This window comes from Kitasatospora sp. NPDC094015, from assembly GCF_040304075.1.
Lineage (GTDB): Bacteria > Actinomycetota > Actinomycetes > Streptomycetales > Streptomycetaceae > Kitasatospora.
Genome location: NZ_JBEOUL010000042.1, coordinates 24,741 through 48,447 on the forward strand (window position 1 = coordinate 24,741; position 23,707 = coordinate 48,447).

14 protein-coding genes and 1 pseudogene are annotated in these 23,707 nt (G+C 75.7%); 12 read left to right on the forward strand and 3 right to left on the reverse strand.

Features of this window, described 5'->3' with window-relative positions; translation table 11 throughout:
- Positions 1 to 135: 135 nt before the first annotated feature.
- The gene (locus ABT014_RS31245; RefSeq protein ID WP_350642703.1) at positions 136 to 705 is read left to right on the forward strand and encodes a sigma-70 family RNA polymerase sigma factor; all 570 of its coding nucleotides are present in this window, start codon (positions 136 to 138) and stop codon (positions 703 to 705) included.
- Here ABT014_RS31245 and ABT014_RS31250 read toward each other — a convergent pair.
- On the reverse strand, positions 645 to 3,539 hold the full coding sequence (locus ABT014_RS31250) for an AfsR/SARP family transcriptional regulator (RefSeq protein ID WP_350642705.1): 2,895 nt from the start codon (positions 3,537 to 3,539) through the stop codon (positions 645 to 647). The genes ABT014_RS31245 and ABT014_RS31250 overlap by 61 nt on opposite strands.
- Positions 3,540 to 3,854: 315 nt before the next feature.
- Here ABT014_RS31250 and ABT014_RS31255 point away from each other — a divergent pair, with 315 nt between their 5' ends.
- From ABT014_RS31255 to ABT014_RS31265, 3 genes are all read left to right on the forward strand, one after another.
- Positions 3,855 to 6,677 carry an AfsR/SARP family transcriptional regulator gene (locus tag ABT014_RS31255; RefSeq protein WP_350642707.1) on the forward strand — a complete coding sequence of 941 codons (2,823 nt, stop codon included), beginning with the start codon at positions 3,855 to 3,857 and terminating at the stop codon, positions 6,675 to 6,677.
- A gap of 34 nt (positions 6,678 to 6,711) precedes the next feature.
- Positions 6,712 to 9,480, forward strand: a complete 2,769-nt coding sequence (locus ABT014_RS31260) for an AfsR/SARP family transcriptional regulator (protein WP_350642709.1) — start codon at positions 6,712 to 6,714, stop codon at positions 9,478 to 9,480.
- 144 nt (positions 9,481 to 9,624) lie between these two features.
- Positions 9,625 to 11,121, forward strand: a complete 1,497-nt coding sequence (locus ABT014_RS31265) for a ricin-type beta-trefoil lectin domain protein (protein ID WP_350642711.1) — start codon at positions 9,625 to 9,627, stop codon at positions 11,119 to 11,121.
- 116 nt (positions 11,122 to 11,237) lie between these two features.
- On the opposite strand, the gene ABT014_RS31270 is transcribed toward ABT014_RS31265, so the two are convergent.
- On the reverse strand, positions 11,238 to 12,065 hold the full coding sequence (locus ABT014_RS31270; RefSeq protein WP_350642713.1) for a GntR family transcriptional regulator: 828 nt from the start codon (positions 12,063 to 12,065) through the stop codon (positions 11,238 to 11,240).
- Positions 12,066 to 12,316: 251 nt separating this feature from the next.
- Here ABT014_RS31270 and ABT014_RS31275 point away from each other — a divergent pair, with 251 nt between their 5' ends.
- The 7 genes from ABT014_RS31275 to ABT014_RS31305 are packed head-to-tail and all read left to right on the forward strand — an operon-like array spanning position 12,317 to position 20,283.
- Complete coding sequence (locus ABT014_RS31275) at positions 12,317 to 13,654, forward strand: ABC transporter substrate-binding protein (protein ID WP_350642715.1); 1,338 nt, start codon at positions 12,317 to 12,319, stop codon at positions 13,652 to 13,654.
- 1 nt (position 13,655) lies between these two features.
- On the forward strand, positions 13,656 to 14,585 hold the full coding sequence (locus ABT014_RS31280; protein WP_350642717.1) for a carbohydrate ABC transporter permease: 930 nt from the start codon (positions 13,656 to 13,658) through the stop codon (positions 14,583 to 14,585).
- Positions 14,582 to 15,478, forward strand: coding sequence for a carbohydrate ABC transporter permease (locus tag ABT014_RS31285; protein ID WP_350642719.1), 897 nt, complete (start codon positions 14,582 to 14,584; stop codon positions 15,476 to 15,478). Before ABT014_RS31280 ends, ABT014_RS31285 begins: the two co-directional genes overlap by 4 nt.
- The gene (locus ABT014_RS31290) at positions 15,475 to 16,734 is read left to right on the forward strand and encodes a 6-phospho-beta-glucosidase (protein WP_350642721.1); all 1,260 of its coding nucleotides are present in this window, start codon (positions 15,475 to 15,477) and stop codon (positions 16,732 to 16,734) included. The genes ABT014_RS31285 and ABT014_RS31290 overlap by 4 nt, the downstream gene beginning before the upstream one ends.
- Complete coding sequence (locus ABT014_RS31295) at positions 16,731 to 17,786, forward strand: N-acetylglucosamine kinase (RefSeq protein ID WP_350642723.1); 1,056 nt, start codon at positions 16,731 to 16,733, stop codon at positions 17,784 to 17,786. Before ABT014_RS31290 ends, ABT014_RS31295 begins: the two co-directional genes overlap by 4 nt.
- The gene (locus tag ABT014_RS31300) at positions 17,783 to 19,249 is read left to right on the forward strand and encodes a glycoside hydrolase family 3 protein (RefSeq protein ID WP_350642725.1); all 1,467 of its coding nucleotides are present in this window, start codon (positions 17,783 to 17,785) and stop codon (positions 19,247 to 19,249) included. The genes ABT014_RS31295 and ABT014_RS31300 overlap by 4 nt, the downstream gene beginning before the upstream one ends.
- Positions 19,250 to 19,281: 32 nt before the next feature.
- A complete protein-coding gene (locus ABT014_RS31305) occupies positions 19,282 to 20,283 on the forward strand; it encodes an aldo/keto reductase (protein WP_350642726.1) in 1,002 nt (333 codons plus the stop codon).
- Between the two features lie 139 nt (positions 20,284 to 20,422).
- On the opposite strand, the gene ABT014_RS31310 is transcribed toward ABT014_RS31305, so the two are convergent.
- On the reverse strand, positions 20,423 to 21,223 hold the full coding sequence (locus ABT014_RS31310; protein WP_350642727.1) for a septal ring lytic transglycosylase RlpA family protein: 801 nt from the start codon (positions 21,221 to 21,223) through the stop codon (positions 20,423 to 20,425).
- Between the two features lie 2,352 nt (positions 21,224 to 23,575).
- Here ABT014_RS31310 and ABT014_RS34625 point away from each other — a divergent pair.
- Positions 23,576 to 23,707 (forward strand): annotated as a pseudogene (locus tag ABT014_RS34625) (GTP 3',8-cyclase MoaA); the annotation flags it as partial.

Consider the following 23,707-nt stretch of genomic DNA (forward strand, 5'->3'; position numbering starts at 1 on the left):
GTTGGCGGATCATTGGTCCCGTGTTGGCGGAGCCTGGAACGGTGTGACGGGTAAGGACAGGGGACCTGGGCGGCCGGCCATCGGCGTCCGGGCATCCCCCTGTCGGTCGTCGAACCGGAGCGAAGGGCTGTGGCCATGGAAGCTGCCGCTGCCGACGAGGGCACCGCCCGGGCCGGCCAGGCCCGGGCGACCCTCGACCAGGAGACCCTGGCGGAGTTGTACCGATTGCACGGGCCCTACCTGCTGCGCGCGCTGCTGCGGGTCACCAGCGGAGACCGTGGGAAGGCCGAGGACATCCTCCAGGAGACCCTGCTGCGGGCCTGGAAGAACCCCGCCGCGATCCACCGCGGCCCCGAGCACAGCCGCCCCTGGCTGTTCACGGTGGCCCGGCGGATCGCCATCGACCACTTCCGGATGCAGGCCGCCCGCGCCCAGGAGGTCGCCGACGACTCGCCGGAGGACCACGCGGGCACCCACGACCCGTACGACGAGGTGCTGGCCGCCCGGGACATCGAGGTCGCGATGGCCGAGCTCCAGCCGCACCACCGGGACGTGCTGGTCGAACTGCACATGAAGGGCCGGTCGATGGCCGAGGCCGCGGTCGTGCTCGGGGTGCCGGTCGGCACCGTGAAGTCGCGGAACTTCTACGCCGTCCGGGCGCTGCGCCCGATCCTGGAGGCCAAGGGGATGGCCGGCGCGGGCTGAGCCGCCAGCTCCCCGCGGATGGTCGCGAGTCTCTCCGCCAGGTCGGCCGCGGCGGTGCTGTCGCCGAGCGCGGTGTACAGCTCGGCGGCGGCCGCCAGGTGCTCCGCGGCCTCGGCCGGGCGGGCCCGGGCCAGCAGGAAGTCGGCGAACTGCCGCCGGGTCAGCGCGTGCACGTGCGCGATGCCCGAGGTCCGGCAGCCCTCCAGGGCCTGCCGCCAGACGTGCTCGGACTCCTCCGGCCGGCCCAGCAGGTGCAGCGCCTCGGCCTCGGCGGAGCGCGCGTGCAGGTGGAAGGTGGCCTCCGGGTGCCCGGCGAGCAGTCCGCCCGCCTCGCGGGCGTACCGCAGCGCCGTCACGCCGTCGCCGGAGCGGGCCCGCAGCCCGGCCGCGTGCGCCAGCGTGCACGCGCCGGCCTCCCGCACGCCCAGCTCCCGCAGCAGGGCGAGCGCCTGCTCCGAGGCCAGCACGGCGTCGGCGAGGTCACCGTGGTCGGCCAGGGTCAGCGACAGCACGGTCAGGCTGTGCACGTGCGCGGCGCCGCCCGGCGCGGCGGTGCGCCCGGCGGCCTGCCGGGCCAGCGCGAGCGCCTCGGCCGGCCGGTGCCGGCCGAGCGCCCGGGCGGTGGCCGACTCCAGCAGTGCGATCGGCACCGGCTCCCCGAGCGCGACCGCGGCCGCGAGCCCCGACCGCAGGCAGCTCAGCCGGTCGGTGAGCCGCCCGGCGCCGTAGTACAGGCAGTTGGCGAGGTGGGCGAGCTGCCAGGCCCGCCGGTGCTCGCCGGCCGCCGCCGCGGCGTCCACCAGGCTCCGGACGGCCGGCTCCTCGGTGGTGAACCAGGCGAGCGCGGCGCGGACGTCCGCGAGCACCGGCCGCGCCGGGGTGGGGTGCTCCACCGGCGAGCCGAACTCCGTCAGGTGGGGCTGGAGGCGGGCGGCGGCGTGCCCGGTGGCGGCCAGGTAGTGGTCCAGCAGCCGGGCGCGGGCGAGCCGGCCGGTGTCCGGCGCCAGCGCGTCCAGCAGCTCCAGCCCGTAGACCCGGACCAGGTCGTGGCGGTGGAAGCGGCCCGGGGAGGACTCGGTCAGCAGGTGGTACGAGGCCAGCGAGCCGAGCGCCCGGCGGGCCGCCGCGGGGCCGGTGCCGAGCAGCGCGGCGGCGGCGGCCACGTCCACCTCGCCGCCCGGGTGCACGGCCAGCAGGGCGAGCAGCCGGGCGCCCTCGGGGTCGAGGTGGCGATGGGTCAGGTTCAGGGCCGAGCGCACGCTCACCCCGCCCTGCGCGTCCAGCGCGGGCAGCCTGGTCCGCTCGTCCTCCAGTTCGGCGACCAGCCCGGCGATGGTCCAGGAGGGCTGGGAGGACAGCCGGGCGGCGGCGATCCGCAGGGCCAGCGGGAGCTGGTCGCACAGCGCCGACAGCCGGCGGGCGGCGGCCGGCTCGGCCCGTACCCGCTCGTCGCCGAGCAGCTGGCCGAGCAGGGCCAGCGCGTCCTCGGCCGGCAGCGCCTCCAGGCGCAGCAGGACCGCGCCCTCGGTGACCACCAGGTCCTCCAGGGTGTTGCGGCTGGTCACCACCGTGGCGCAGCCCGCGCCGGCGGGCAGCAGCTCGCTCACGTCCCGGGCCGCGCGGACGTCGTCCAGCACCACCAGCAGCTGCCGTTGCCCGGTCAGCTCGCGGTAGCGGGCGCCGCGTTCGACCGGATCCTCGGGCACCTCGCCCTCGGGGACGCCCAGGGCGCGCAGGAACCGGGCCAGCACCTCGGCCGGGTCGGTCGGGCCGGCCGGGTCGAACCCGCGCAGGTCGGCGTGGAGCAGGCCGTCCGGGAAGCCGCGAGCGGCCGCGTGCGCCCAGCGGACCACGGTCGCGGTCTTGCCGACCCCGGCGGGGCCGATCACCACGGCGATGCCGTCCCCGTCGTGGTCGGCGCCGCAGAGCTCGTCCAGCCGTCGTGACTCGCGGGTGCGCCCGACGAACCCGGGCAGCAGCCGCGGGAGTTGGCACTCCAGCCGGGGCGCGGGGGCGGCCGGTCCGGCGGCGCCGGGGCGCCGGGGCGCGGCGGTGGCCGCTTGGGGCGGGACCTCGTCCGGGGCGGTGGCCGCGGCCGCCTGGGCCGGCTCCTCGGCGAGGACGGCGGTGAAGGCGGCCCGCAGCTGCGCGCCGGGCACGGCGCCGAGCTCCTCGGCCAGTCCGGCCCTGGCCCGGTGGTAGACGTTCAGCGCGTCGGCCGGCCGGCCCGCCTGGTGCAGGCAGCGCACCAGCAGGGCGGCGGCCGGTTCGTGCAGCCAGTCGGCGCGCACGGCCGGCTCCAGCGCCGGTACGGCCGTGGCGCCGCGCCCGGTGCGCAGCAGCCGTTCGGCCCAGGCCTCCAGCGCCACCCGCCGGTCGCGCTCCAGCTCGTCCGCGAAGGCGTGCCGCAGCTCGGTCTCCGGGAGGTCGGCCAGCGGTGCCCCGTGCCACAACTCCAGGGCCCGGCCGAAGAGTTCGGCGGCGGCCGCGTCGTCCGGGTCGGCCGCGGCGCGGGCGGCCAGCGCCCGGAAGGCGTGCACGTCGACCCGGGCGGGCTCGCCCAGCAGCAGGTAGCCCGGTGCCCGGGTGAGCAGGGTGAACGGCGATCCGGCCAGCACCTTGCGCAGCGCCGCCACGTGCCCCTGCAGGGCGGCCTTGGCCTGGGCCGGGGGGTGCTCGCCCCAGAGCAGCTCGAAGAAGCGCTCGACCGGCACGCAGCGCCCCAGTTCGAGCGCGAGCAGGGCCAGCACCGCACGCCGCTTGGCCCCGGGCACGGCCACCGGGCTGCCGTCCTCGGCCTGGATCTCCGCAGGACCGAGCAGCCGAACGCGCATCCGCTCCCCCCACTCTCCGGGCCTCGTGGTCGAGGCGCCGGTGGGCAGTCTAGCCAGCCGAGGAGTGCCTGATGACACCCGTCGGGTCACGGTGAGTGAACGGCCGGCGGGGTGCTTCGTCCTCGAAAATAGCCGACGGAGGATGAACTCGGGGCGAAGATTGGGAGCTGACGAATCGCCGCACGAGGCGCTGGTATCCGGCGCCTGCAAGGAAGTTGGCGTCCCGAGGTGATGCGGTGAAGAGCTTGGATCACTTGTGCGAAGGTCCGTATTGTCAGCTCCGTCCACATCAGCAGCAGGCGGCAAGGAGCGAGCGTGCGCATCAATCTGCTCGGCCGGGTCGAGCTCAGGACCGGGGACGGCGGCCCGGTCGGGCTGCCCGGATCCCGACGCACCGCCGTGCTGACGGCCCTCGCCGTCGAGCTCAACCGGATGGTGCCGGTCGAGCGGCTGCTCGACCTGGTCTGGGAGGGCGCGCCGCCGGCGACCGCGCGGGCCGCGCTGCAGGGCCACGTCGCCCTGGTCCGCCGGGCCCTGGAGGGCACCGGCCTGGAGCTGCTCACCCGCGGCGCCGGCTACCTGCTGGCCGGTGACCCCGACACGGTCGACGCGCACCGGTTCGAGCGGCTGTGCGCCGCCGCCGAGCAGGCCGGGCCGGAGCGGGCGATCGGACTGCTCCAGGAGGCGCTCGGACTCTGGCGCGGCCCCGCACTGGACGGCTGCGGCTCGCCGACGCTGCGCGAGCGGGCCGGCCGCCCCTGGGAGGCCGCCCGCCTGGTCGCCGCCGAGCGGCTGGCCGAACGCCTGCTGGCGGCCGGCCGGGAGAGCGAGGCGCTGGCGCACCTGACCGTGGCGGTCGAGGCGCAGCCGCTGCGCGAGTCGGCCGCCGCCCTGCTGGTCACCTGCCTCGGCCGGGCGGGCCGCACCGCCGACGCGGAGGCCGCCTACGAGCGCGCCAGGACCGCGCTGGCCGGGACCGGCCTGGCCCCCGGTCCGCTGCTGGCCGAGGCGCAGCTGGGGCTGCGCCGCGCCGCCCTCCCGACCGGCGCCGCCCTGCCCCGGGCGACCCGGGGGTTCGTCGGCCGGGCCCGTGAACTGGCCTGGCTGGACCGCACCGCGCAGTCCGCCGGGGCCCGGCCGGTGCTGGTGTCCGGCGCTGCCGGCGTCGGCAAGACCAGCCTGGTGCTGAGCTGGGGCCGGCAGCAGGCCGAGCGCTTCCCCGACGGCCGGCTCTACCTGGACCTGCGCGGCTTCGACGAGGACCGGCCGGCCGCGCCCGGCGCGTTGCTGGCGGACCTGCTGCGGGCGCTCGGCGTCGCGGACGAGGAGCTGCCGCAGCGGGTGGAGGAGCGCTCCGCCCTGCTGCGCTGGGTGCTGACCGACCGCCGGATGCTGCTGGTGCTCGACAACGCCGCCTCCTACCAGCAGGTGGAACCGCTGCTGCCGGGCGCCGCCGGCGTCCTGGTCGTGGTGACCAGCCGCGCCCGGCTGGCCGACCTGGTGGCCCGGGAGGCCGCGCTGCCGCTGCCGCTGGAGGTGCCCGGCCACGAGGAGGCGGTCGAGCTGCTCGGCCGGGCCGCCGGCCCGGACCGGGTCCGGGCCGAGCCGGAGGCCTCCGCCCGGCTGGTGGAACTCTGCGACCGGCTGCCGCTGGCGCTGCGGGTGGCGGGCGCCCGGCTGGCCGCCCGCCCCGGCTGGTCGGTGGCCGACCTGGCCGCCGAGATGTCGGACGAGCAGGGCCGGCTGGCCGCGCTGGCGACCGGTGGCTCGCTCGGGGTGGCCGCCGCGCTCGGGCTGACCCGCGCGGCGCTGCCGCCCGCGGCGGCCCGGCTGTTCGGGCTGCTCGGGCTGTTCCCCGGCGCGGCGGTCGACGCCCGGGCCGCGGCCGCGCTGGCGGGCCTGCCGCTGCCGGCCGCCCGCGCGGCGCTGGCCGTGCTGGACGCCGCCTACCTGGTACGGGAGGTCTCGCCCGGCCTGTTCGCCCGGCACGACCTGGTCCGGCTGTACGCGGCCGGGGTGGCGGCCGAACTGCCGGCCAAGGCCCGGGAGAGCGCGCTGGACCGCCTGCTGGACCACTACATCGCCGTCACCGGGCGGGCGGCCGACCTGCTCGGCCGGGTGGCCGCGGACGCCCCGCAGCCCGAAGCCGAACCCGGAACGGACACCGGGCCCGAAGCCGGAACCGAACCCGGGACCGAACCCGGGCCCGAAGCCGAAGCCGAAGCCGGGACCGGCCCCCGGCCCGGCCCGCAGGCCGACCCGCTCGGCGAGCACCCCGGCCCGCCCGGCCCGGCCCGCGCGATCGAGTGGTTCCGCCGCGAGGAGCGGACGGTCGCCGCGCTGGTCGAGGCGGCGCTGACCCGCGGCCGGGACGCGCGGGCCTGGCGCCTCGCGTACGGCGCCGGCTCGCTCTACTATCACGACGGCCGCTACCTGCCGCAGTGGGAGAAGGTGGCCCGGCTCGGGCTGCTGGCCGCCGAGCGCTGCGGCGACCTGGCGGCCCAGGTCCACCTGCGCACCGACATCGGGATCACCCTGGACGGGCAGGGCCGGCCCGAGATGCTCGACTGGATGCGGCGGACCGCCGCCGAGGCGGAGCGGGTGGCGGACCCGGCCGTACGGGACCGCTGCCTGACGGTGGTGGCCGGCGCGGTCTTCGCCGCCGGCCGGCCCCGGGACGCCGTCCCGATCATGGAACGGGTGGTGGCCTCCTGCGAGGCCCAGGGCCGGCCCGTGCTGACCGCCAGGGCGCTCGACAACCTCGCCAACTGCCTGTGCGAGGCGGGCGATCCGGAGCGCGCGCTGGCCCTCACCGCCCGGGCGCTGGACCTGATCGAGGACCGCCCGGACGACCCGCTCCAGGGCAGCTTCCTGTCCAGCCGCGCCGCCACCCTGCACGCGCTCGGCCGCCGGGAGGAGGCGGTCGAGGACTCCCGGCGGGCGATCGAGGTCGCCGAGCGGCACGACAACATCCGGTTGCTGCTGCACCAGCTCGACGAGATCGCTACCGTACTCGGCGAACTGGGCCGCCCCGACGAGGCGGCGGCCGCCTGGCAGCGCGCGATCGAACTCCTCATGGCCCAGGGCCGTCCTGCGGACCACCTGCGGCAGAAGCTGGCGGTGCTCGGGCGGGTCTGACCCGTCCCGGCACCCCGACCCTCAGGACTGTTCCATGCGAATCAACCTGCTCGCCGGCGTCGAACTCCGGCGCGCGGACGGCACCGAGGTCCCGGTCGCCACGCCCAAGCGGCGGGCGCTGCTCACCGTGCTCGCCCTGGAGCTCAACCGGGTGGTGCCCACCGACCGCCTGGTCGAGGCGCTGTGGGGGAGCGAGCCCCCGCCGACCGCCCGGGCCGCCCTCCAGGGGCACGTCGCGGCGCTGCGCAAGCAGCTCGACGGCGAGCAGCTGCGGCTGGTCACCCGGGAGCCCGGCTACGTCCTCACCGGTGGCCAGGACGCCGTGGACGCGCACGAGTTCGACAGCCTGGTGGCCTCCTCCGCCGGGCTGACCGATCCGGCCGCGGCGGCCGTGCTGCGCGCGGCGCTGGCCCTGTGGCCCGGCCCCTGGGAGGCCGAGGACAGCCCGTCCGCGCTGCCCGACCAGGCGGCCCGCTCGCTGCGCGAGACCAGGCTGCGGGCGCTGGAGCGGCTCGCCGAGGCGCTGCTGCGCCTGGACCGGGCGCCGGAGGTGCTGGACGAGCTGGCCGCCGCGGTGGCCGTGGCGCCCCGGCGGGAGCCGGTCGTCGCGCTGCTGATGCTCTGCCTGGACCGGGCCGGCCGGGCCGGCGAGGCCCTGGCGGTGTACCGGCGCACGGTGCGCAGGCTGGAGGAGGAGCTCGGCATCGGTCCGGGCCGGGTGCTGCTGGCGGCGCACCGACAGATCGGCTCGGCGCCGCCGCGCCCGGCCCGCCCGGAGCCGGTCCGGCGGTCCGCCGTGCCCTGCCAACTTCCGCGTGCCAGCCGGGGGTTCGCCGGCCGGGCGGCCGACCTGGCCCGGATCGACGAGGCGGTGGACCGGCCGGGCCGTACCGCGGTGCTGGTCTGCGGGGCCGCCGGGGTCGGCAAGACCAGCCTGGTGCTCCAGTGGGCGCACCGGAACACCGACCGCTTCCCGGACGGTCGGCTCTACGTCGACCTGCGCGGCTTCGACGAGAGCGGGCCGGTCGACCCGCGCGAGGCGCTCGGCGGCCTGCTGCGCGCGCTGGACGTCGCCGACGAAGCGGTGCCGGCCTCGCTGGCGGAGCGCTCCGAGCTGTTCCGCCGGCTGGTGGCGGGCCGGCGGATGCTGGTGGTGCTGGACAACGTCCGGGAGTCCGCCCAGGCGGCGCCGCTGTACGCGGACATCCCTGAGGTGCTGACCCTGGTCACCAGCCGCAGCCGGCTCCAGGAGCGGCCGAACTGCACGGCCACCGTGCGCCTGACCCTGGACGTGCTCGCGCCGGCGGACGCGCTGGACCTGCTGGCCCGGGTGGTCGACCCGGCCCGGCTGGCCGCCGAACCGCACGCGGCCCGGCGCATCGTCGAGCTCTGCGACGGCCTGCCGCTGGCGCTGCGGATCGCGGCGGCCCGGCTGGCCTCGCGCCCGGACTGGGCGCTGGCCGAGCTGGCCGCCGAGCTGGCCGACGAGCAGACCGCGCTGCCGGCGCTCTCCACCGGCGGCGCGCTCGGGGTGGCGTCCGCGCTGGCGCTCAGCTGCCGGGCACTGTCGGCGCCGGCCGCCCGGCTGTTCGCGCTGCTCGGCCTGCACGCGGGCCGGGAGGTGTGCCCGCAGGCCGCGGCGGCGCTGGGCGGCCTGGCGGCGGACGAGGCGGCCGGGCTGCTGGCCGAGCTGGGGGCGGCGCACCTGGTCGAGCAGCCGGAGCCGGGGCTGTTCGGCCGGCACGACCTGGTGCGGCTGTACACCAGGGAACTGACCGACACCCTGGCGGCGCCGGAGCGCCGGGCCGCGGTCGACCGGCTGCTGGACTACTACCTCGCCACCTGCGCGGCGCTCACCAGGGCGCTGGGGCGGCCGAGGCTGCCGGTCCGCACCCCGGGCCCGGCACCCTCCGGCGGGGTGGCGGTGCCCGGCGGCCCGGCCGAGGCGCTGGAGCTGTTCCGGCGGGAGGAGCGGGCGATCCGCACCCTGGTGGTGGAGGCCGGTCGTGACGGGCACGGCGAGCGGGTCTGGCAGCTCGCCTACGAGGTGGCGCCCGCGTACTACCACGACGGCGGGTTCCTGCCGGAGTGGGAGCGGCTGGCGCGGTCCGCGCTGGCGGCGGCCGAGCAGGCGGGCAGCCTGGAGGGCCGGGTCTGGACCAGCGGTGACCTCGGGATGATCCTCGGGGAGCAGGGCCGGCACGCCGAGCAGGCCGAGCTGATGGAGCGGGCGCTCCCGCTGGCCGAGCGGCTCGGGCGCAGGCCCCCGCTGGTGCGCTGCCTGAGCGTGCTGGCCGAGGCGCTGTACGAACTCGGCGGCGCGCGCGGGGCGTTGCCGCTGCTGGAGCGGATGGTGGAGATGGAGCGGGCGGCCGGGGACGGCCGTTCGGCCGCCGTCCAGCTCAACAACCTGGCGGAGTGCCGGCTGACGCTGGGGGAGCCGCGGCCCGCGCTGGCGGCGGCCGAGGAGTCGGTCGCGCTGCTGGCCGGGCGGACGGATCCGGCGCTGGCGATCTCGCTCGGCACGCTGGCCGAGGTGCGGATCGCCCTGGGGCTGGCGGAGCAGGCGCTGGAGGTGCTGCTCCAGGCGCTGGAGCTGGACCGGGAGCTGCGCGACCACCGGATGGAGGCGCAGCACGCCGAGGAGACCGGACTGGTGCTGCAGGGGCTCGGCCGGGGCCGGGAGGCCCGTGCGTACTACCTGCGGTCGCTGGAGGTGCTGGACCGCCACGGGCGGCCGCTCGACGGCATCCGGGCCCGGCTGGCCGCGCTGGGTCTGGGACCGGATCCGCAGGTGGGATGAACCGGACGGGGTCCGGCGGCCGTTCTTCCCAGTGCGGTGCCGCCGCCGGCGCCTGTCCCCCCGTATGGGCGCCGGCGGTCATCGCAACGGGGATTCTTGCCACTGGTATTGACCAGTGGTCAATCCAGCGCCAGGATTCCGCCCATGACATCTCGCTTCCCCCGGCGCGCGGCTTCGGTCGCCGCCAGTGCCCTCACGGTGGCGGGCACCTTCGCCCTCGCCGCCCCCGGCCCGGCGGACGCCGCCCTCCCGGCCGCCGCACCCGCCGCCGCACCGATCGCGGTGCAGGAGTGGCTGTACCCCGGCAAGACCGGCTCGGTGACCTGCACCGCGCCGGCCGAGTACGCGGACGGCCGGGTCAAGAACGGCGTCCTCAAGCCCGAGTACTACACGATCAACGCCCAGGGCCAGGCCGTCCTGCTGCCGGCCACCGACCCGGACCACGCCTGCAACGGCTACAGCGCGGCCAACGCGGCCGACGTCAAGGCGCACTCGGCGCAGCAGTACATGACCGTCTCGCTGGCCGACCTCGCCGCCGAGCGCAAGCTGACCGGTGACGCGGCGAAGAAGGCCGCCGCGGTGACCACGCTGGCCGACTTCACCCGGCAGATCGGCTTCAACGGCGTCGACATCGACTTCGAGAACTACTGGGACTGGAGCGCGCAGGACGCGGCGAACTTCTACTCCTTCCTGCACGACCTCGCCGACGGGCTGCATGCGCGCGGCCTGAAGCTGCAGGTCGAGGGGCCGCCGGACACCACCACGCAGTTCGACTACGGCAAGGCGCTGTCGGTCGGCGCGGACCAGGTCGTGATGATGGTCTACGACCTGGAGTACCAGTCGCCGAAGGGCTCCAGCTGCCTGCCGTTCGCGCCCTTCGACTGGATGACCGACCTGGTGTCCGGTGCGCTGGCGCAGATCCCGGCGGCGCAGCGGTCGCGCTTCGTGGCGGGCCTGCCGTCCGAGGCCTACACCGCGAGCGACCAGTGCCAGACCATCGTCGGCAACCAGACGGTGGCGGACATGAAGAAGGCCCCCGGCTACTCCGAGGACCCGGCGGTGGTCGCCCAGCGCCGTGACCCGGCGTCCGGCGAGATCCGCTGGAGCTCGGGCGGCAAGTTCTACGACTACGTCGACCAGGTGGCGCTGGACGCCAAGCTCAAGGTGGTCCGCGACCTCGGGGTGACCGATGTGTCGGTGTGGGCGCTGGGCGGCGGCAACGCCTGGTTCTCCAAGGGCGCGCTGGGCGGGGGCACCCCGGCCGGTGGCCTGGTGTCCAAGGCGAGCGGCCGGTGCCTGAACACCCCGTCCGCGGCCAACAACACCCGGTTCGAGGTGCGCGACTGCGACGGCTCGGCGGGCCAGCAGGTCGCCGCGCAGGCGGACGGCACGCTGCGGGTGCAGGGCAAGTGCGTGGACGCCTCCGGCCGCAAGACCGCCCCGGAGACCCCGGTGGTGCTCTACACCTGCAACGGCGGCACCAACCAGCAGTGGAACGTCAAGGCCGACGGCAGCATCGTCGGGGTCCAGTCGGGCCTGTGCCTGGACGTGATCGGCGGCGCGGTCGCCGCGCCGAACGGCACCAAGCTGGAGCTGTGGCCGTGCACCGGCCGGACGAACCAGATCTGGACCGCCAGCTGACCGGTTGAGCGGCTGACCGGCTGACGGCGGGGCCGGGGGACACCGTCCTCCGGCCCCGTTCGCCTGCCCGGCCCCCGGCCCCGCCTCCGTCGGCGCGCGCCGGCCGGGTCGCCGGCTCAGCTCAGGAACGGGTCGGCCGGCAGCGCGTCCGGCCCCGGCCCGGCCGTCGCCCAGCCGCCCGACAGCACCCGCCCCTGGCCGCCGCCGGCCAGCGAGAGCCGCGAGACGATCCGGTACCGGTCGCCCCGGTAGACCGAGCGGGTGAACTCGACCACCGTGCCCCGCTCGTCCTCGGTGACCCGCTCGAACAGCAGGGCGGGGAAGTGCGCCGGGACGTCGAGCAGTTCGGCCTCCTGCTCGTCGGTGACGGTCGGCTCGATGGTCTGCACCGCCTCGGTGACCCCGATGCCGTAGCGCCGCTCCAGCAGGTCGTAGAAGGAGTTCTCCTCCAGGTCGCGGGCGGTCAGGCCGGGCACCGCGGACTCGGGCACGTACAGCGTCTCCACCGACATCGGCTGGCCGTCGACCAGCCGCAGCCGGGTGATCCGCAGCACCGGCGAGGCGGGCGCCAGCCGCAGCCGGCGGCCGACCCGGGCGCCCGCGCTGATCCGGGCGAAGTCCACGGTGCGGCTGGTCCACGTGCCGGCGGCGCCCGCCGTGCGCGGCACCGGCCCCTCACCGGGCGTCAGCGTCTGCGCGATCTTGGGTTGTGCCACGAACACCCCCTGTCCCTGGCGGCGCACCAGCAGGCCGTCGCGGACCAGGTCGTCCACCACGGCGCGCAGGGTGGGCCGCGACACGTCGAGATCGGTGCACAGCCGCCGCTCGGACGGGATGGCGTCGCCGTTGGCCAGCGTCTCCACCAGGTCGAGCAGGTGGTCGCGGATGCGGTTGCGCTTGGCCGATGTCCGGGAGCTCTCCCGGTCGGCCGCCTCGTCGGTCACTTCTCGCTGCTCCTCACCGGCCGCCGGAGCCGATCCGCGGCCGTGTACCGATCATGCTCGATGATCTCGCGAAATTTACCAATGGTCAAACTATGGCGCCCTGGTCGTCGAACTGGTAAAAATTCTCACGTCTCCGCCGCCTGGCCGGGCTCCGGGCCCCACCCCGGCGGAGCGTCTCCGATTCTCCCTGCCCGCGCCCCCACCGCGCCGCGGGCCCCCGGATCTCCCCCCTGTACGAATGAGGTACTGCTGTGAGAAGAAGCGTCGGCTCCGCCGTCACCACCGCCGCCCTCGCGGTCTCGCTGCTGACGGCCGGCTGCGGGACCACCGGTACGGCGCCGAGCGCCGACACCGGGGCGGACGACACCTCGCCGGTCACCATCACGTTCTGGCACGCCTTCACCTCCGAGCGGGAGACCGCGGCGGTGGACCAGGCGCTGGCGCTGTTCCACCAGAAGTACCCCTACATCACCGTCCGGACGGTCAAGGGCCAGACCGACGACAAGATCAACCAGGCGATCCGCGGCGGCACCGGGCCGGACGTGGCGGCCTCCTTCAACGCCGGCAACGTCGGCGGCTGGTGCTCCTCCGGCGCCTTCCTCGACCTGGCGCCGAACCTCGCGGCCGACCACGTCGACCTCACCCAGATCCCGCCGGCCGCCCAGAGCTACACCGCCTACCAGGGCAAGCGCTGCACGATGCCGTGGCTGGCCGACACCTTCGGCCTGTACTACAACAAGAAGCTGTTCGCCGAGGCCGGCATCGCCGACCCGCCCCGCACCATGGCCGAACTGGCCGAGGACGCCAGGAAACTGACCACCTTCAACCCCGACGGCTCGATCCGCACCGCCGGCTTCATGCCGTACTTCGGCGGCTACGAGATGCTCACCGAGCACCTGGTGCCCAGCTGGGGCGGCCGGTGGCTGACCGACGACGGCCGCTCCAACACCGCCGCCGACCCCGCCTTCGCCGCCGCGCTCACCTGGCAGAAGAACCTGGTCGACTGGTTCGGCGCGGACAAGCTCAAGACCTTCAAGGCCGGCCTGGCCGCCGAACAGTCCGCACAGAACGCCTTCGAGACCGGCAACCTCGCCATGATGGTGGACGGCGAGTGGCGGACCGCCTTCATCAAGGGCGACGGCGCGGACATCGACTACGGCACCGCCCCGATGCCCGCCGCCGACGGCAAACCGGAGCTGTACGGCGCCGGCTACGTCGGCGGCAACGTGATGGGCATCCCCAAGGGCACCGCGCACCCCGGCGCCGCCTGGAAGCTGCTGAAGTTCCTCACCACCGACACCCAGGCCCTGGTCACCCTCGCCAACCAGGTGGGCAACGTCCCCACCACCCTCCCCGCGCTGGCCTCGCCCGACCTCGAGCTCGCCCGCGACCCGAAGTTCCAGCCCTTCCTGGACGTCTTCAAGAACCCGCACAGCACCACCACCCCGGCCTCGCCGGACGGCGGCGCGTACGTGACCAACTTCGAGCCCTTCGCCGAGAAGTGGCAGGACGGGCAGGTCGGCGACCTCGCCGCCGGGCTGCGCGAGCTCGACCGGCAGAACGACGCGGCCCTGCGGCTCGGGCAGTGAGATGAGCGTGACCGCCCCGCGACCGGCGCTGCGCCGCCGGCGCGTCCTGCTCGCCTTCCTGTCGCCCTGGCTGATCGGCGTCGCCCTCTTCCTGCTCTACCCGCTGGTCACCACGGTCTACCTGTCCTTCACCAACTCCAACATGATCTCGCCCGCCGCCTGGGTGGGCCTGCGCAACTACCGCTACCTGTTCACCGAGGACCCGCACGTCTGGCAGTCGGTGCGCAACACCGGCTGGCTGGTGGCGGTGATGGTGCCCGCCCAGCTGCTCTTCGCACTCGGGGTGGCGATGCTGACGGCCCGTCTCAAGGCCGGGGCCACGCTCTTCCGCACCCTGTTCTACCTGCCCGCGCTCGCCCCGCCGGTGGCCGCCACGGTGGCCTTCGTCTTCCTCTTCAACCCGGGCACCGGCCCGGTCGACGAACTGCTGCGCTCGCTGGGGCTGCCCGGCCCGCTCTGGTTCACCTCCGAGAGCTGGTCCAAGCCCGCCCTCACCCTGCTCGCCCTGTGGGGCAGCGGCTCCAGCATGGTGATCTTCCTCGCGGCCCTGCTGGACGTACCGGCCGAACTGTACGAGGCCGCCGCGCTGGACGGCGCCGGGCCCTGGCAGCGGTTCCGGCACATCACCCTCCCGACCATCGCACCGGTGCTGCTGTTCTCCGCCGTCACGGGCGTCATCGCCGCGCTCCAGTACTTCACCCAGGCCATGGTCGCCTCCCAGGTGGCCGGCAACAGCCGCAGCGGCGTCCCGGTCGGCTACCCCGGCGGCTCCACCCTGACGTACTCCCAGTGGCTCTACACCACCGGCTTCGGCCAGTTCCACATGGGCTACGCCTGCGCGCTGGCGGTGCTGCTGTTCCTGGTGACCATGCTCTTCACGGTGGTGCTGCTGCGCCGCTCCGCCGCCTTCACCCCGCAGGAGGCGTCATGACGTCCCTCGTCACGCTCCCCGCCCGCCCGGCCGCGGCCAACGCCCACCGGGCGGCCCGGCAGCGGGCCCGCCGGCGCCGCGCGCTGATCTGGATCGCCGAGCACACGGTGGCCGTCACCCTGGTGCTGGCGTTCACCGGCCCGCTGGTGTTCATCCTGCTCACCTCGCTGATGACCGACCAGCAGTCGATGACCTCGAACTTCTGGCCCGAGCACTGGCAGTGGTCCAACTACGCCGAGGTGTTCCGCCGGGCCCCCGTGCTGACCTGGCTCGGCAACACCCTGGTCTACGCGGTCGGCGCCACCCTCGCCATGCTGGTCAGCAGCGTCCCGGTCGCCTACGCGCTGGCCCGGTTCCGCTTCCGCGGCCGCGGCACCGCCTTCCTCGGGGTGCTGACCATGATGATGCTGCCGCCGCAGGTCCTGGTCATCCCGATGTACCTGGTCTGGGCCCAGCTCCACCTGACCGGCACGGTGTGGCCGCTGGTGCTGCCCGCCCTGTTCGGCGACGCCTTCTCGATCTTCCTGCTCCGGCAGTTCCTGCTGACCCTCCCGCAGGAGTACCTGGACGCCGCCCGGATCGACGGCTGCGGCGAACTGCGGGTGCTCACCCGGGTCGTCCTGCCGATGATCAAGCCGGCCGTCGCGGCCGTCGCGCTGTTCCAGTTCTTCTCCGCCTGGAACGACTACTACGGGCCGCTGATCTACACCGGCGAGAACCCGGACAGCTGGACCCTGGCCGTCGGCCTGGCGGGATTCCGCAGCTCCCAGGCGGTCGAGTGGAACCTCACCATGGCCGCCACCCTGATCGCGATGGTCCCCGTGATCATCGTCTTCTTCCTCGCCCAGAGAGCCTTCATCGAAGGCGTCACCATGACAGGAGTCAAGGGTTGAAGATCGTCGTCGTCGGTGGAGGTTCGACCTACACCCCCGAACTCGCGGACGGCTTCGCCCGGCTGCGCGACCAACTGCCCCTGGACGAACTGGTCCTGGTCGACCCGGAAGCCACCCGGCTCGACCTGGTCGGCCCGCTCTCCGCCCGGATCCTCGCCCGGCACGGCCACCCCGGCACGGTCAGCTGGACCACCGACCTGGACGCCGCCCTCGACGGCGCCGCCGCCGTCCTGCTCCAGCTGCGGATCGGCGGCCAGGCCGCCCGCCACTCGGACGAGACCTTCCCGCTCGAATGCGGCTGCGTCGGCCAGGAGACCACCGGCGCCGGCGGCCTCGCCAAGGCGCTGCGCACCGTCCCGGTGGTGCTGGACATCGCCGAGCGGATCCGCCGGGCCAGCCCCGACGCCTGGATCGTCGACTTCACCAACCCGGTCGGTATCGTCACCCGCGCCCTGCTCGACGCCGGGCACAAGGCCGTCGGCCTGTGCAACGTCGCCAAGGGCTTCCAGCACACCTTCGGCGAGTGGCTCGGCGTCGACCCGGAGAAGGTCGAGCTGGACCACGTCGGGCTCAACCACCTCACCTGGGAACGCGGGGTCCGGGTCGACGGCGTCGACGTGCTGCCCCGGCTGCTCGCCGAGCACGCCGACTCGATGGCCGCCCGCTGCCTGCTCCCGCCCGAACTGCTGCACCGGCTCGGCGTCGTCCCGTCCTACTACCTGCGCTACTACTACGGCCACGACGCCGTGGTGGCCGAGCAGCGCGCCAAGCCCTCGCGCGCCGAGGAGGTCGCCGCGCTGGAGCGGCAACTGCTGGAGATGTACGCCGACCCGACCCTGGACACCAAGCCCGAACTGCTCGGCGAGCGCGGCGGCGCCTACTACTCCGAGGCCGCCGTCGCCCTGGTCGGCGGCCTGCTCCGGGACACCGGCGAGATCCAGGTCGCCAACGTCCGCAACGGCACCACCCTGCCGTTCCTGCCCCCCGAGGCCGTGATCGAGGTGCCCGCCCGGATCAGCGCCCGCGGCGCCGAACCGCTGCCGGTCGCCCCGCTGGACCCGCTGCACGCCGGCCTGGTCGCCCACGTCGCCGCGTACGAGGAACTCGCCCTGCGCGCCGCCCTGCAGGGCGGCATCGAGCTGGTCGAGAACGCCCTGCTCGCCCACCCGCTGATCGGCCAGTACGAGCAGGCCCGCCGGCTCGCCGAACAGCTGGTCGCCTCCGACTCCGCCCACCTGCCGTGGAGCAGCGGATGACCGGGGACGCGCTGTTCCTGGCCGTCGACGGCGGCAACAGCAAGACCGACGCCTACCTCGGCACCGCCGACGGCCAGCTGCTCGGCGGCGTCCGCGGCGGCCCGTTCCGGCCCCAGGTCACCGGGCTCGGCCCCGCCCTGGACGCGCTCGGCGAGCTGCTCGACACCCTGCTGCACCGCCACCGGCCCGCCGGACGCCCGGTCGAGCGGCTCTCCGCCTTCCTGGCCGGCGCCGACCTGCCCGAGGAGGAACGGCAGTTGACCGCCGCGCTGGCCGAACGCGGCTGGGCCCGGCACAGCCACGCCGGCAACGACACCTTCGCCCTGCTGCACGCCGGCGCGGCCGAGGGCTGGGGCGTCGCCGTGGTCTGCGGCACCGGCATCAACTGCGTCGGGGTCGCCCCCGACGGCGCCGTGGCCCGCTTCCCCGCCCTCGGCGCCATCTCCGGGGACTGGGGCGGAGGCGCCGACCTCGGCCGCGAGGTGCTCCGGCAGGCCGTGCGCGCCGAGGACGGCCGCGGGCCGGCCACCACCCTGGCCGCCGCCGTCGCCGCCCACTTCGGCCGGGACACCGTCGCCGAGGTCACCGTCGCCCTGCACACCGGCACCCTCGCGCCCGACGCCACCAACGGACTCACCCACCTGCTGTTCCACGCCGCCACCCGCGGCGACCGGGTGGCCCGCGGCATCCTCGACCGGCAGGCCGACGAGATCGCCGCGATGGGCCTGACCGCGCTGCGCCGCCTCGACCTGCTCGGCCGTCCGGTCGACGTGGTGCTCGGCGGGGGCATCCTGGCCGCCCGCCACCCGTACCTGGCCGGCCGGGTCGCCGAACGGTTCGCCGCCGCGCCGCACGCCGTGCTGCGCACCGTCACCCTGCCGCCGGTGGCCGGCGCTGCCCTGCACGCGCTCGGCGAGCTGCACGCCGCGGACCGCACCGGCGAGGACCACCGGCACGCCCGCGACCTGGTGGTCAAGCAGTTCGCCACCGCCCCCGGCGGCCCCGGAGAGCCGGCCGACGCGGCCGGACCCGTCCCTCAGGAGGGCCGATGAGCGCCGAACTGCTCCGCTGGGCCGACGCCTGCATCCTGCCCGGCTTCGACGGCCCGACCGCCCCCGACTGGCTGCTGCGCCGGATCGCCGGCGGCGTCCGGGGCGTGGTGCTGTACCACGGCAACATGGACGGCCCGGAGCAACTCGCGGACCTCACCGCCACGCTGCGCGCCGAGAACCCGGACCTGCTGATCGGCCTGGACGAGGAGGGCGGCGACGTCACCCGGCTCCACCTGGCCGAGGGCAGCCCCTGGCCCGGCAACCTCGCCCTCGGCCGCGCCGACGACCTCGACCTGACCCGGCGCACCGCCCGGGCCATCGGCACCCGCCTCGCCGGACTCGGCGTCAACCTCGACCTCGCCCCGGTGGTCGACGTCAACACCGAGTCCGGCAACCCGGTGATCGGCACCCGCTCCTTCGGCAGCGACCCCGAGCGGGTGGCCGCGCACAGCGCCGCCTTCGTCACCGGCCTGCAGTCCACCGGCGTGGCCGGCTGCGCCAAGCACTTCCCCGGCCACGGTTCCACCACCGTCGACTCGCACCACGACCTGCCGGTGGTCACCGAGGGCCGCGCGGAGTTCGAGGCGACCGCCTTCCCGCCGTTCCGGGCCGCCGTCGCGGCCGGGGTGGCGGCGGTGATGACCGCCCACATCCTGCTGCCCGCCTACGACCGGGTCCCCGCCACGGTCAGCCGGACCCTGCTCACCGACGTGCTGCGCGGCCGGCTCGGCTTCCAGGGCGCGGTGATCACCGACTCGCTGGAGATGGACGCGGTCCACGACCGGTACGGCATCGCGGGCACCGCCGTACGGGCGATCGCCGCCGGCGCGGACGGCCTGTGCGTCGGCACCCACCGGGGCGAGGCCCGCGCCCGGATGCTCAGGACCGAGCTGGCCGCCGCCGTCACCGCCGGCGAGCTGCCCGCCGAACGGCTGGCCGAGGCCGCCGAACGGATCGCCCGGCTCGCCGACCGGGCCCGACCGGGCCGATGCCTGACGGACGACCAGGACGACATCGGCATGGCGGCCGCCCGGCGGGCCCTGCTCGCCGACGGACTCCCGGAGCTCGGCGAGGCCCCCGTGGTGCTGGAGTTCCAGGACGAACCCACCCCCGCCATCGGCGCCACCGCCTGGGGCCTCGGCGAGGTCGTCGCCGGACGGCTGCCGCGGGCCCGGGTGGTCCCGGTGACCGACCCGGCGGCCCCGCTGCCGCCGCTGCCCGCAGGCGGCCCCGTCCTCGCGGTCGTCCGCGACCTGCACCGGCACCCGGCCACCCGGGCCGCGGTCGAGGCCCTGCTCGCCGCCCGGCCGGACACCGTCCTGGTCGAGATGGGCCTGCCGCACCACCGCCCGGCCGCCGCGGCCGCCTACCTGGCCACCCACGGCGCCTCCCGGGCCGGCGCGCTGGCCGCCGCCGAACTGCTGCTCGGCCGCCGGCCGCAGCGCCCCGCCCCGCCGGCCTGACCCGGCACCACCGACCCCGGAGCTGACCCACCATGGAGTACACCCACCTCGGCCGTACCGGCCTGTCCGTCTCCCGCCTGTGCCTGGGCACCATGAACTTCGGCGACCGCACCACCGAGCCGGACGCCCACGCGATCCTCGACGCCGCCCACGAGGCCGGCATCAACCTGATCGACACCGCGGACGTCTACGGCTGGACCGTCACCAAGGGGCTCACCGAGGAGATCCTCGGCACCTGGTTCGCCCGGGGCGGCGGCCGCCGCGAGCGCACCGTCCTCGCCACCAAGGGCTACGGCACCATGCCCGACCTCGGCGAGGGCTGGCCCAACAGCGGCCGGCTGTCCGCCCTGCACATCCGGCGCGCGGTCGACGCCAGCCTGCGGCGGCTGCGCACCGACCACATCGACCTGTACCAGATGCACCACATCGACCGGGCGACGCCCTGGGAGGAGATCTGGCAGGCGATGGAGGTGCTGATCGCCCAGGGCAAGATCCTCTACGTCGGCTCCAGCAACTTCGCCGGCTGGCACATCGCCACCGCCCAGGCCGCCGCCACCGGGCGCGGACTGCTCGGCCTGGTCAGCGAGCAGTCCGTCTACAACCTGCTGGAACGCACGGTGGAGAGCGAGCTGATCCCCGCCGCCCGCCACCACGGTCTCGGCCTGCTGCCGTACTCCCCGCTCGGCGGCGGCCTGCTCGGCGGCATCCGGCGCGGCACCGAGGGCACCGAGGGCACCGCCGACAGCGGCCGCCGGGCCGACGAGGCGCTGATCGGCAAGGCCGAGCGCCTGCACGAGCAGATCACCGCGTACGAGGCGCTCTGCGCGGAGCTCGGCCTGCCGCCGGCCCGGGTCGCCCTGGCCTGGCTGCTCCACCGCCCCGCCGTCACCGCCCCGATCATCGGCCCGCGCACCGCCGACCAGCTGGCGCAGGCCCTCCTCGCCCTCGACGTCACCCTGGACGAGACCACCCTCGCCCGGCTCGACGAGATCTTCCCGCCGCACCGCGAGGCCCCGGAGTCCTACGCCTGGTGACCACCGCCGCACCCCACCCCGGCGCCCGTACCCGCCCGCTACGCCCCTCGTCGGGGCACGCCCGCGGGAGCACCCGGGCGCCGGGGGCGACAGGACGGGATCATCCGTACGGCCGGGTCCTGCACCTGAGTTCCGCTGGTCAGGAGCCCCGCCGGTCGGCGATCAGCTTCTGCTGGGCCTCGATCTGACGCCGCTGCTCGTCGATCATCCGCTGCTGGGTGGCGACCATCTCCTCGATCTGGCGTTGCCACTCCTGCTGCCACCACCGGGCGTCGTGGGTCGCGGCCGGGTCGGGGTGCGGGGTGTCGACGGCGGGCGTCGGGGACGGCGTGGCCGAAGGGGTCGCCGTCGCCGAGGAGGAGGGCGAGGGGGAGGGGGAAGGCGTCGGGGTCGGCTCGGGCCGGGTGGGGCTCGGCGCGGGGTCCGGCTCCGGGTCCGGGCCGGGGTCGCCGCTGCCGGGCGCGCAGTCGGCCATCGAGATCGGCCGGAAGTCGGGCCGCCGGGCGGTCAGCGCGGTGCCCGGGGCCACCGGCGCGACCCGGACCTCCGCCAGCCCGGCGCACAGGTCCGCGCCGAGCGCGGCGAAGGCGCCGGCCGACAGGTCGAGGCAGCGGTGACCGGGATCGGTGAACGGCCCCCGGTCGGTGACCTTCACGGTGACCGACCGGCTGGTGCGCCGGTCGGTCACCGTGACCACGGTGCCGAACGGCAGGGTGCGGCTGGCCGCGGTCATCTCGGCGGCGTGGAAGGGCGCACCGCTCGCGGTGGCCGCACCCTCCACACCCTCGTCCCGCGCGCCGTACCAGGACGCCGTGCAGTCCTGCGGCGCGGGCAGCGCGGCCTGGGCCGAGGGCAGCAGCACGGCGGCCCCCGCCCCGCCCACGGCGGTCACCACCAGTGCGGCCTGCCAGCGCTTGCGCGGAAGTCTCCTGCGCCCCATGCCCACCCCTGCGTCGAAGTCCGGGCGGTGGTCCGTCGCGCGGTGCTCCCGCGCCCGCCCCTGCGGGAGAACGGCCGTCCGGGGTCGGGTGGTTCACCCGGGACCTCGGCCGCACGCGGCGACAGCTGACGGATCGTCGACCGGGGCGGAACAGCTGAACCGGCGGCGCCGTACGGGCCGTTCCTCCCGTCGAGGACTCCTCCGGACCCGGGGACCGGCCCGTGGCCGGCCGTGGGCGGGTCGCCGCCCACGGTGGCACCCGTGGCCCCGGCCCGCCCCCGTGCGCTCCGGCGGGAGTCGGAAGAGCGCTCGGGGGGTGCCTTTGTGGGAGGGCGCCCCCCGGGCGTGCTCGCGCCGTACGCCGGCGCGCCCGCCCACGTCCCCTCTCAGGAGAATCCTCATGACCAGACACCGGTTCAGCCAGCGGCGCCGGATCGCGGCAGCGGCCACGGCCCTCGCCGCCGGAGGCGTTTTCGTGGTCGCCCAGAACTACGCACCGGCCGCCACCAGCGACCCGGTCGGCCTCAACGCGGTCTACGAGTACCTGGGCTGGGGCAAGGCGCAGGACCCGGTCGCGGTGATGAACGCCACCGGCATCAAGCAGTTCACGCTCTCCTTCGTGCTGGCGGGCAAGGACGGCGGCTGCGACCCGCTGTGGGACGGCTCCCGGCCGCTGGTCGGCGGCGACGACGAGGCGAGGATCAAGGCGATCCGGGCCGCCGGCGGCGACGTGCTCGCCTCCTTCGGCGGTTGGGACGGCGCCAAGCTCGGCGAGAAGTGCGCCACGGCGGCCGACCTCGCCGGCGCCTACCAGAAGGTGATCGACGCCTACCGGCTCAAGGCGATCGACATCGACATCGAGGACACCGAGTACACCGACGCCGGCAACCGCCAGAAGGTGGTCGACGCGCTCAAGCTGGTCAAGGACCGCAACCAGGGCCTGCTGGTCTACCTGACCTTCGGCGCCACCCCCGACGGGCCCGAGGCCGAAGGCGTCGACCTGATCGGCAAGGCGGCCAAGGCCGGCCTGGAGGTCGACGGTTGGACGGTCATGCCGTTCGACTTCGACAGCCACACCGGCACCATGGCGGAGGCCACCGCCACCGCGGTCACCGGGCTGCAGAAGGCGGTCGCCACCGCCTACGGCTACGACGCGGACAAGGCCTGGCGGCACTCCGGCCTGTCCTCGATGATCGGACGCACCGACCAGACCGGCGAGCAGGTGTCGGTGGCCGACCTCACGGCGATGCGCGACTTCGCGGCCACGCACCACCTGGCCCGGTTCACCTTCTGGGCGGTCAACCGGGACCGGGCCTGTGCCGGCGCGTACGACAAGAACGCCGAGTCGGAGTGCAGCGGGATCGCGCAGAGCGACTACGAGTTCACCAAGGTGGTCGCCGGCTACCACGTCGACTCGGTGCCGGGCGCCGGCGCCTGCGTGACGCCCGGCGTGACACCGTCCGCCGGCGCCTCCACCTCCGCCTCAGCCAGTGCCTCCGCCTCGGCGACCGCCGACCCGTCCGAGAGCGGGGACGGGTCACCCTCGCCGTCCGCGAGCGGGAAGAAGAGCAAGAGCCCGAAGCCCGATCCCAGCACCACCACGGCCAAGCCCGCGGACGACGGTGACGGCGACGACGGGGGTGACGACGAGGACACCGGCACCGAGGAGTCCGAGGGCCGGAAGCAGCAGGGGCGTCGGGTCGCGCAGACCCAGCCCGGGGAGCCGGTCGACCAGAGCGACGACGAGGACGAGGACGAGGACGAGGACAGCCACCTGGGCCGGTCGGCCAACAGCGCCTCGGCCCAGCCGGTCGACTCCGAGAGCCCGTCCGCGTCGGCCTCGCCGTCGGCGTCCGCCAAGGCCTCGCCCTCCGCCTCGCCGTCCGCGTCGGCGAAGGCCTCGCCGTCGGCCTCGGCCTCCGCCTCCTCGTCGGCGGCCACCAGCCCGGCGGCCACCCCGAGCAACTGTGCCAGCCCGACCGCGATGCCCTCCGCCTCGGCCTCCGGGTCCGTCTCGGCCTCCGGGTCGGCCTCCGCCCCGGTGACCGCCACGCCCGCGCCGTCGCAGAGCAAGCCCGAGGAGTGCACCGCCCCGGGCTCGCAGTGCGGGACGGCCACCTCGACGCCGAGCGCCACGGCGACGACCGGCGCCACGCAGAAGGCGACCCCGACCCCGACCGCCACCCCGAGCCCCACCGCCACCCCGACCGCGACCCCGAGCGCGACGCAGTCCACCACCCCGCCCGCCACCAAGCCCAAGCCCGCCCCGGCCCAGCCCCAGGACAAGGGCGGGGACGGCCAGTTGGCCTCGACCGGCGGCGGCGACGCCACCAGCGTGGTGGTCGCGGGAGCGGGTGCGCTGCTCCTGATCGGTGGTGGATTCGGCCTGGCCGCCCGTTCTGCCGCGCCTGCGACCGGACCCGGCTCACCGCCGACGGCCAGGTCCGCAACTGCCTGTTCGCCACCGAGGAGAGCGATCTGCGG

What these genes read in the sequence shown, in the direction of transcription:
- ABT014_RS31280 (WP_350642717.1), top strand. Translation starts at nt 13,656, where the DNA reads ATGAGCGTGACCGCCCCGCGACCGGCGCTGCGCCGCCGGCGCGTCCTG.
- ABT014_RS31305 (WP_350642726.1), top strand. Translation starts at nt 19,282, where the DNA reads ATGGAGTACACCCACCTCGGCCGTACCGGCCTGTCCGTCTCCCGCCTG.
- ABT014_RS31260 (WP_350642709.1), top strand. Translation starts at nt 6,712, where the DNA reads ATGCGAATCAACCTGCTCGCCGGCGTCGAACTCCGGCGCGCGGACGGC.
- ABT014_RS31265 (WP_350642711.1), top strand. Translation starts at nt 9,625, where the DNA reads ATGACATCTCGCTTCCCCCGGCGCGCGGCTTCGGTCGCCGCCAGTGCC.
- ABT014_RS31300 (WP_350642725.1), top strand. Translation starts at nt 17,783, where the DNA reads ATGAGCGCCGAACTGCTCCGCTGGGCCGACGCCTGCATCCTGCCCGGC.
- ABT014_RS31245 (WP_350642703.1), top strand. Translation starts at nt 136, where the DNA reads ATGGAAGCTGCCGCTGCCGACGAGGGCACCGCCCGGGCCGGCCAGGCC.
- ABT014_RS31250 (WP_350642705.1), bottom strand. Translation starts at nt 3,539, where the DNA reads ATGCGCGTTCGGCTGCTCGGTCCTGCGGAGATCCAGGCCGAGGACGGC.
- ABT014_RS31295 (WP_350642723.1), top strand. Translation starts at nt 16,731, where the DNA reads ATGACCGGGGACGCGCTGTTCCTGGCCGTCGACGGCGGCAACAGCAAG.
- ABT014_RS31285 (WP_350642719.1), top strand. Translation starts at nt 14,582, where the DNA reads ATGACGTCCCTCGTCACGCTCCCCGCCCGCCCGGCCGCGGCCAACGCC.
- ABT014_RS31310 (WP_350642727.1), bottom strand. Translation starts at nt 21,223, where the DNA reads ATGGGGCGCAGGAGACTTCCGCGCAAGCGCTGGCAGGCCGCACTGGTG.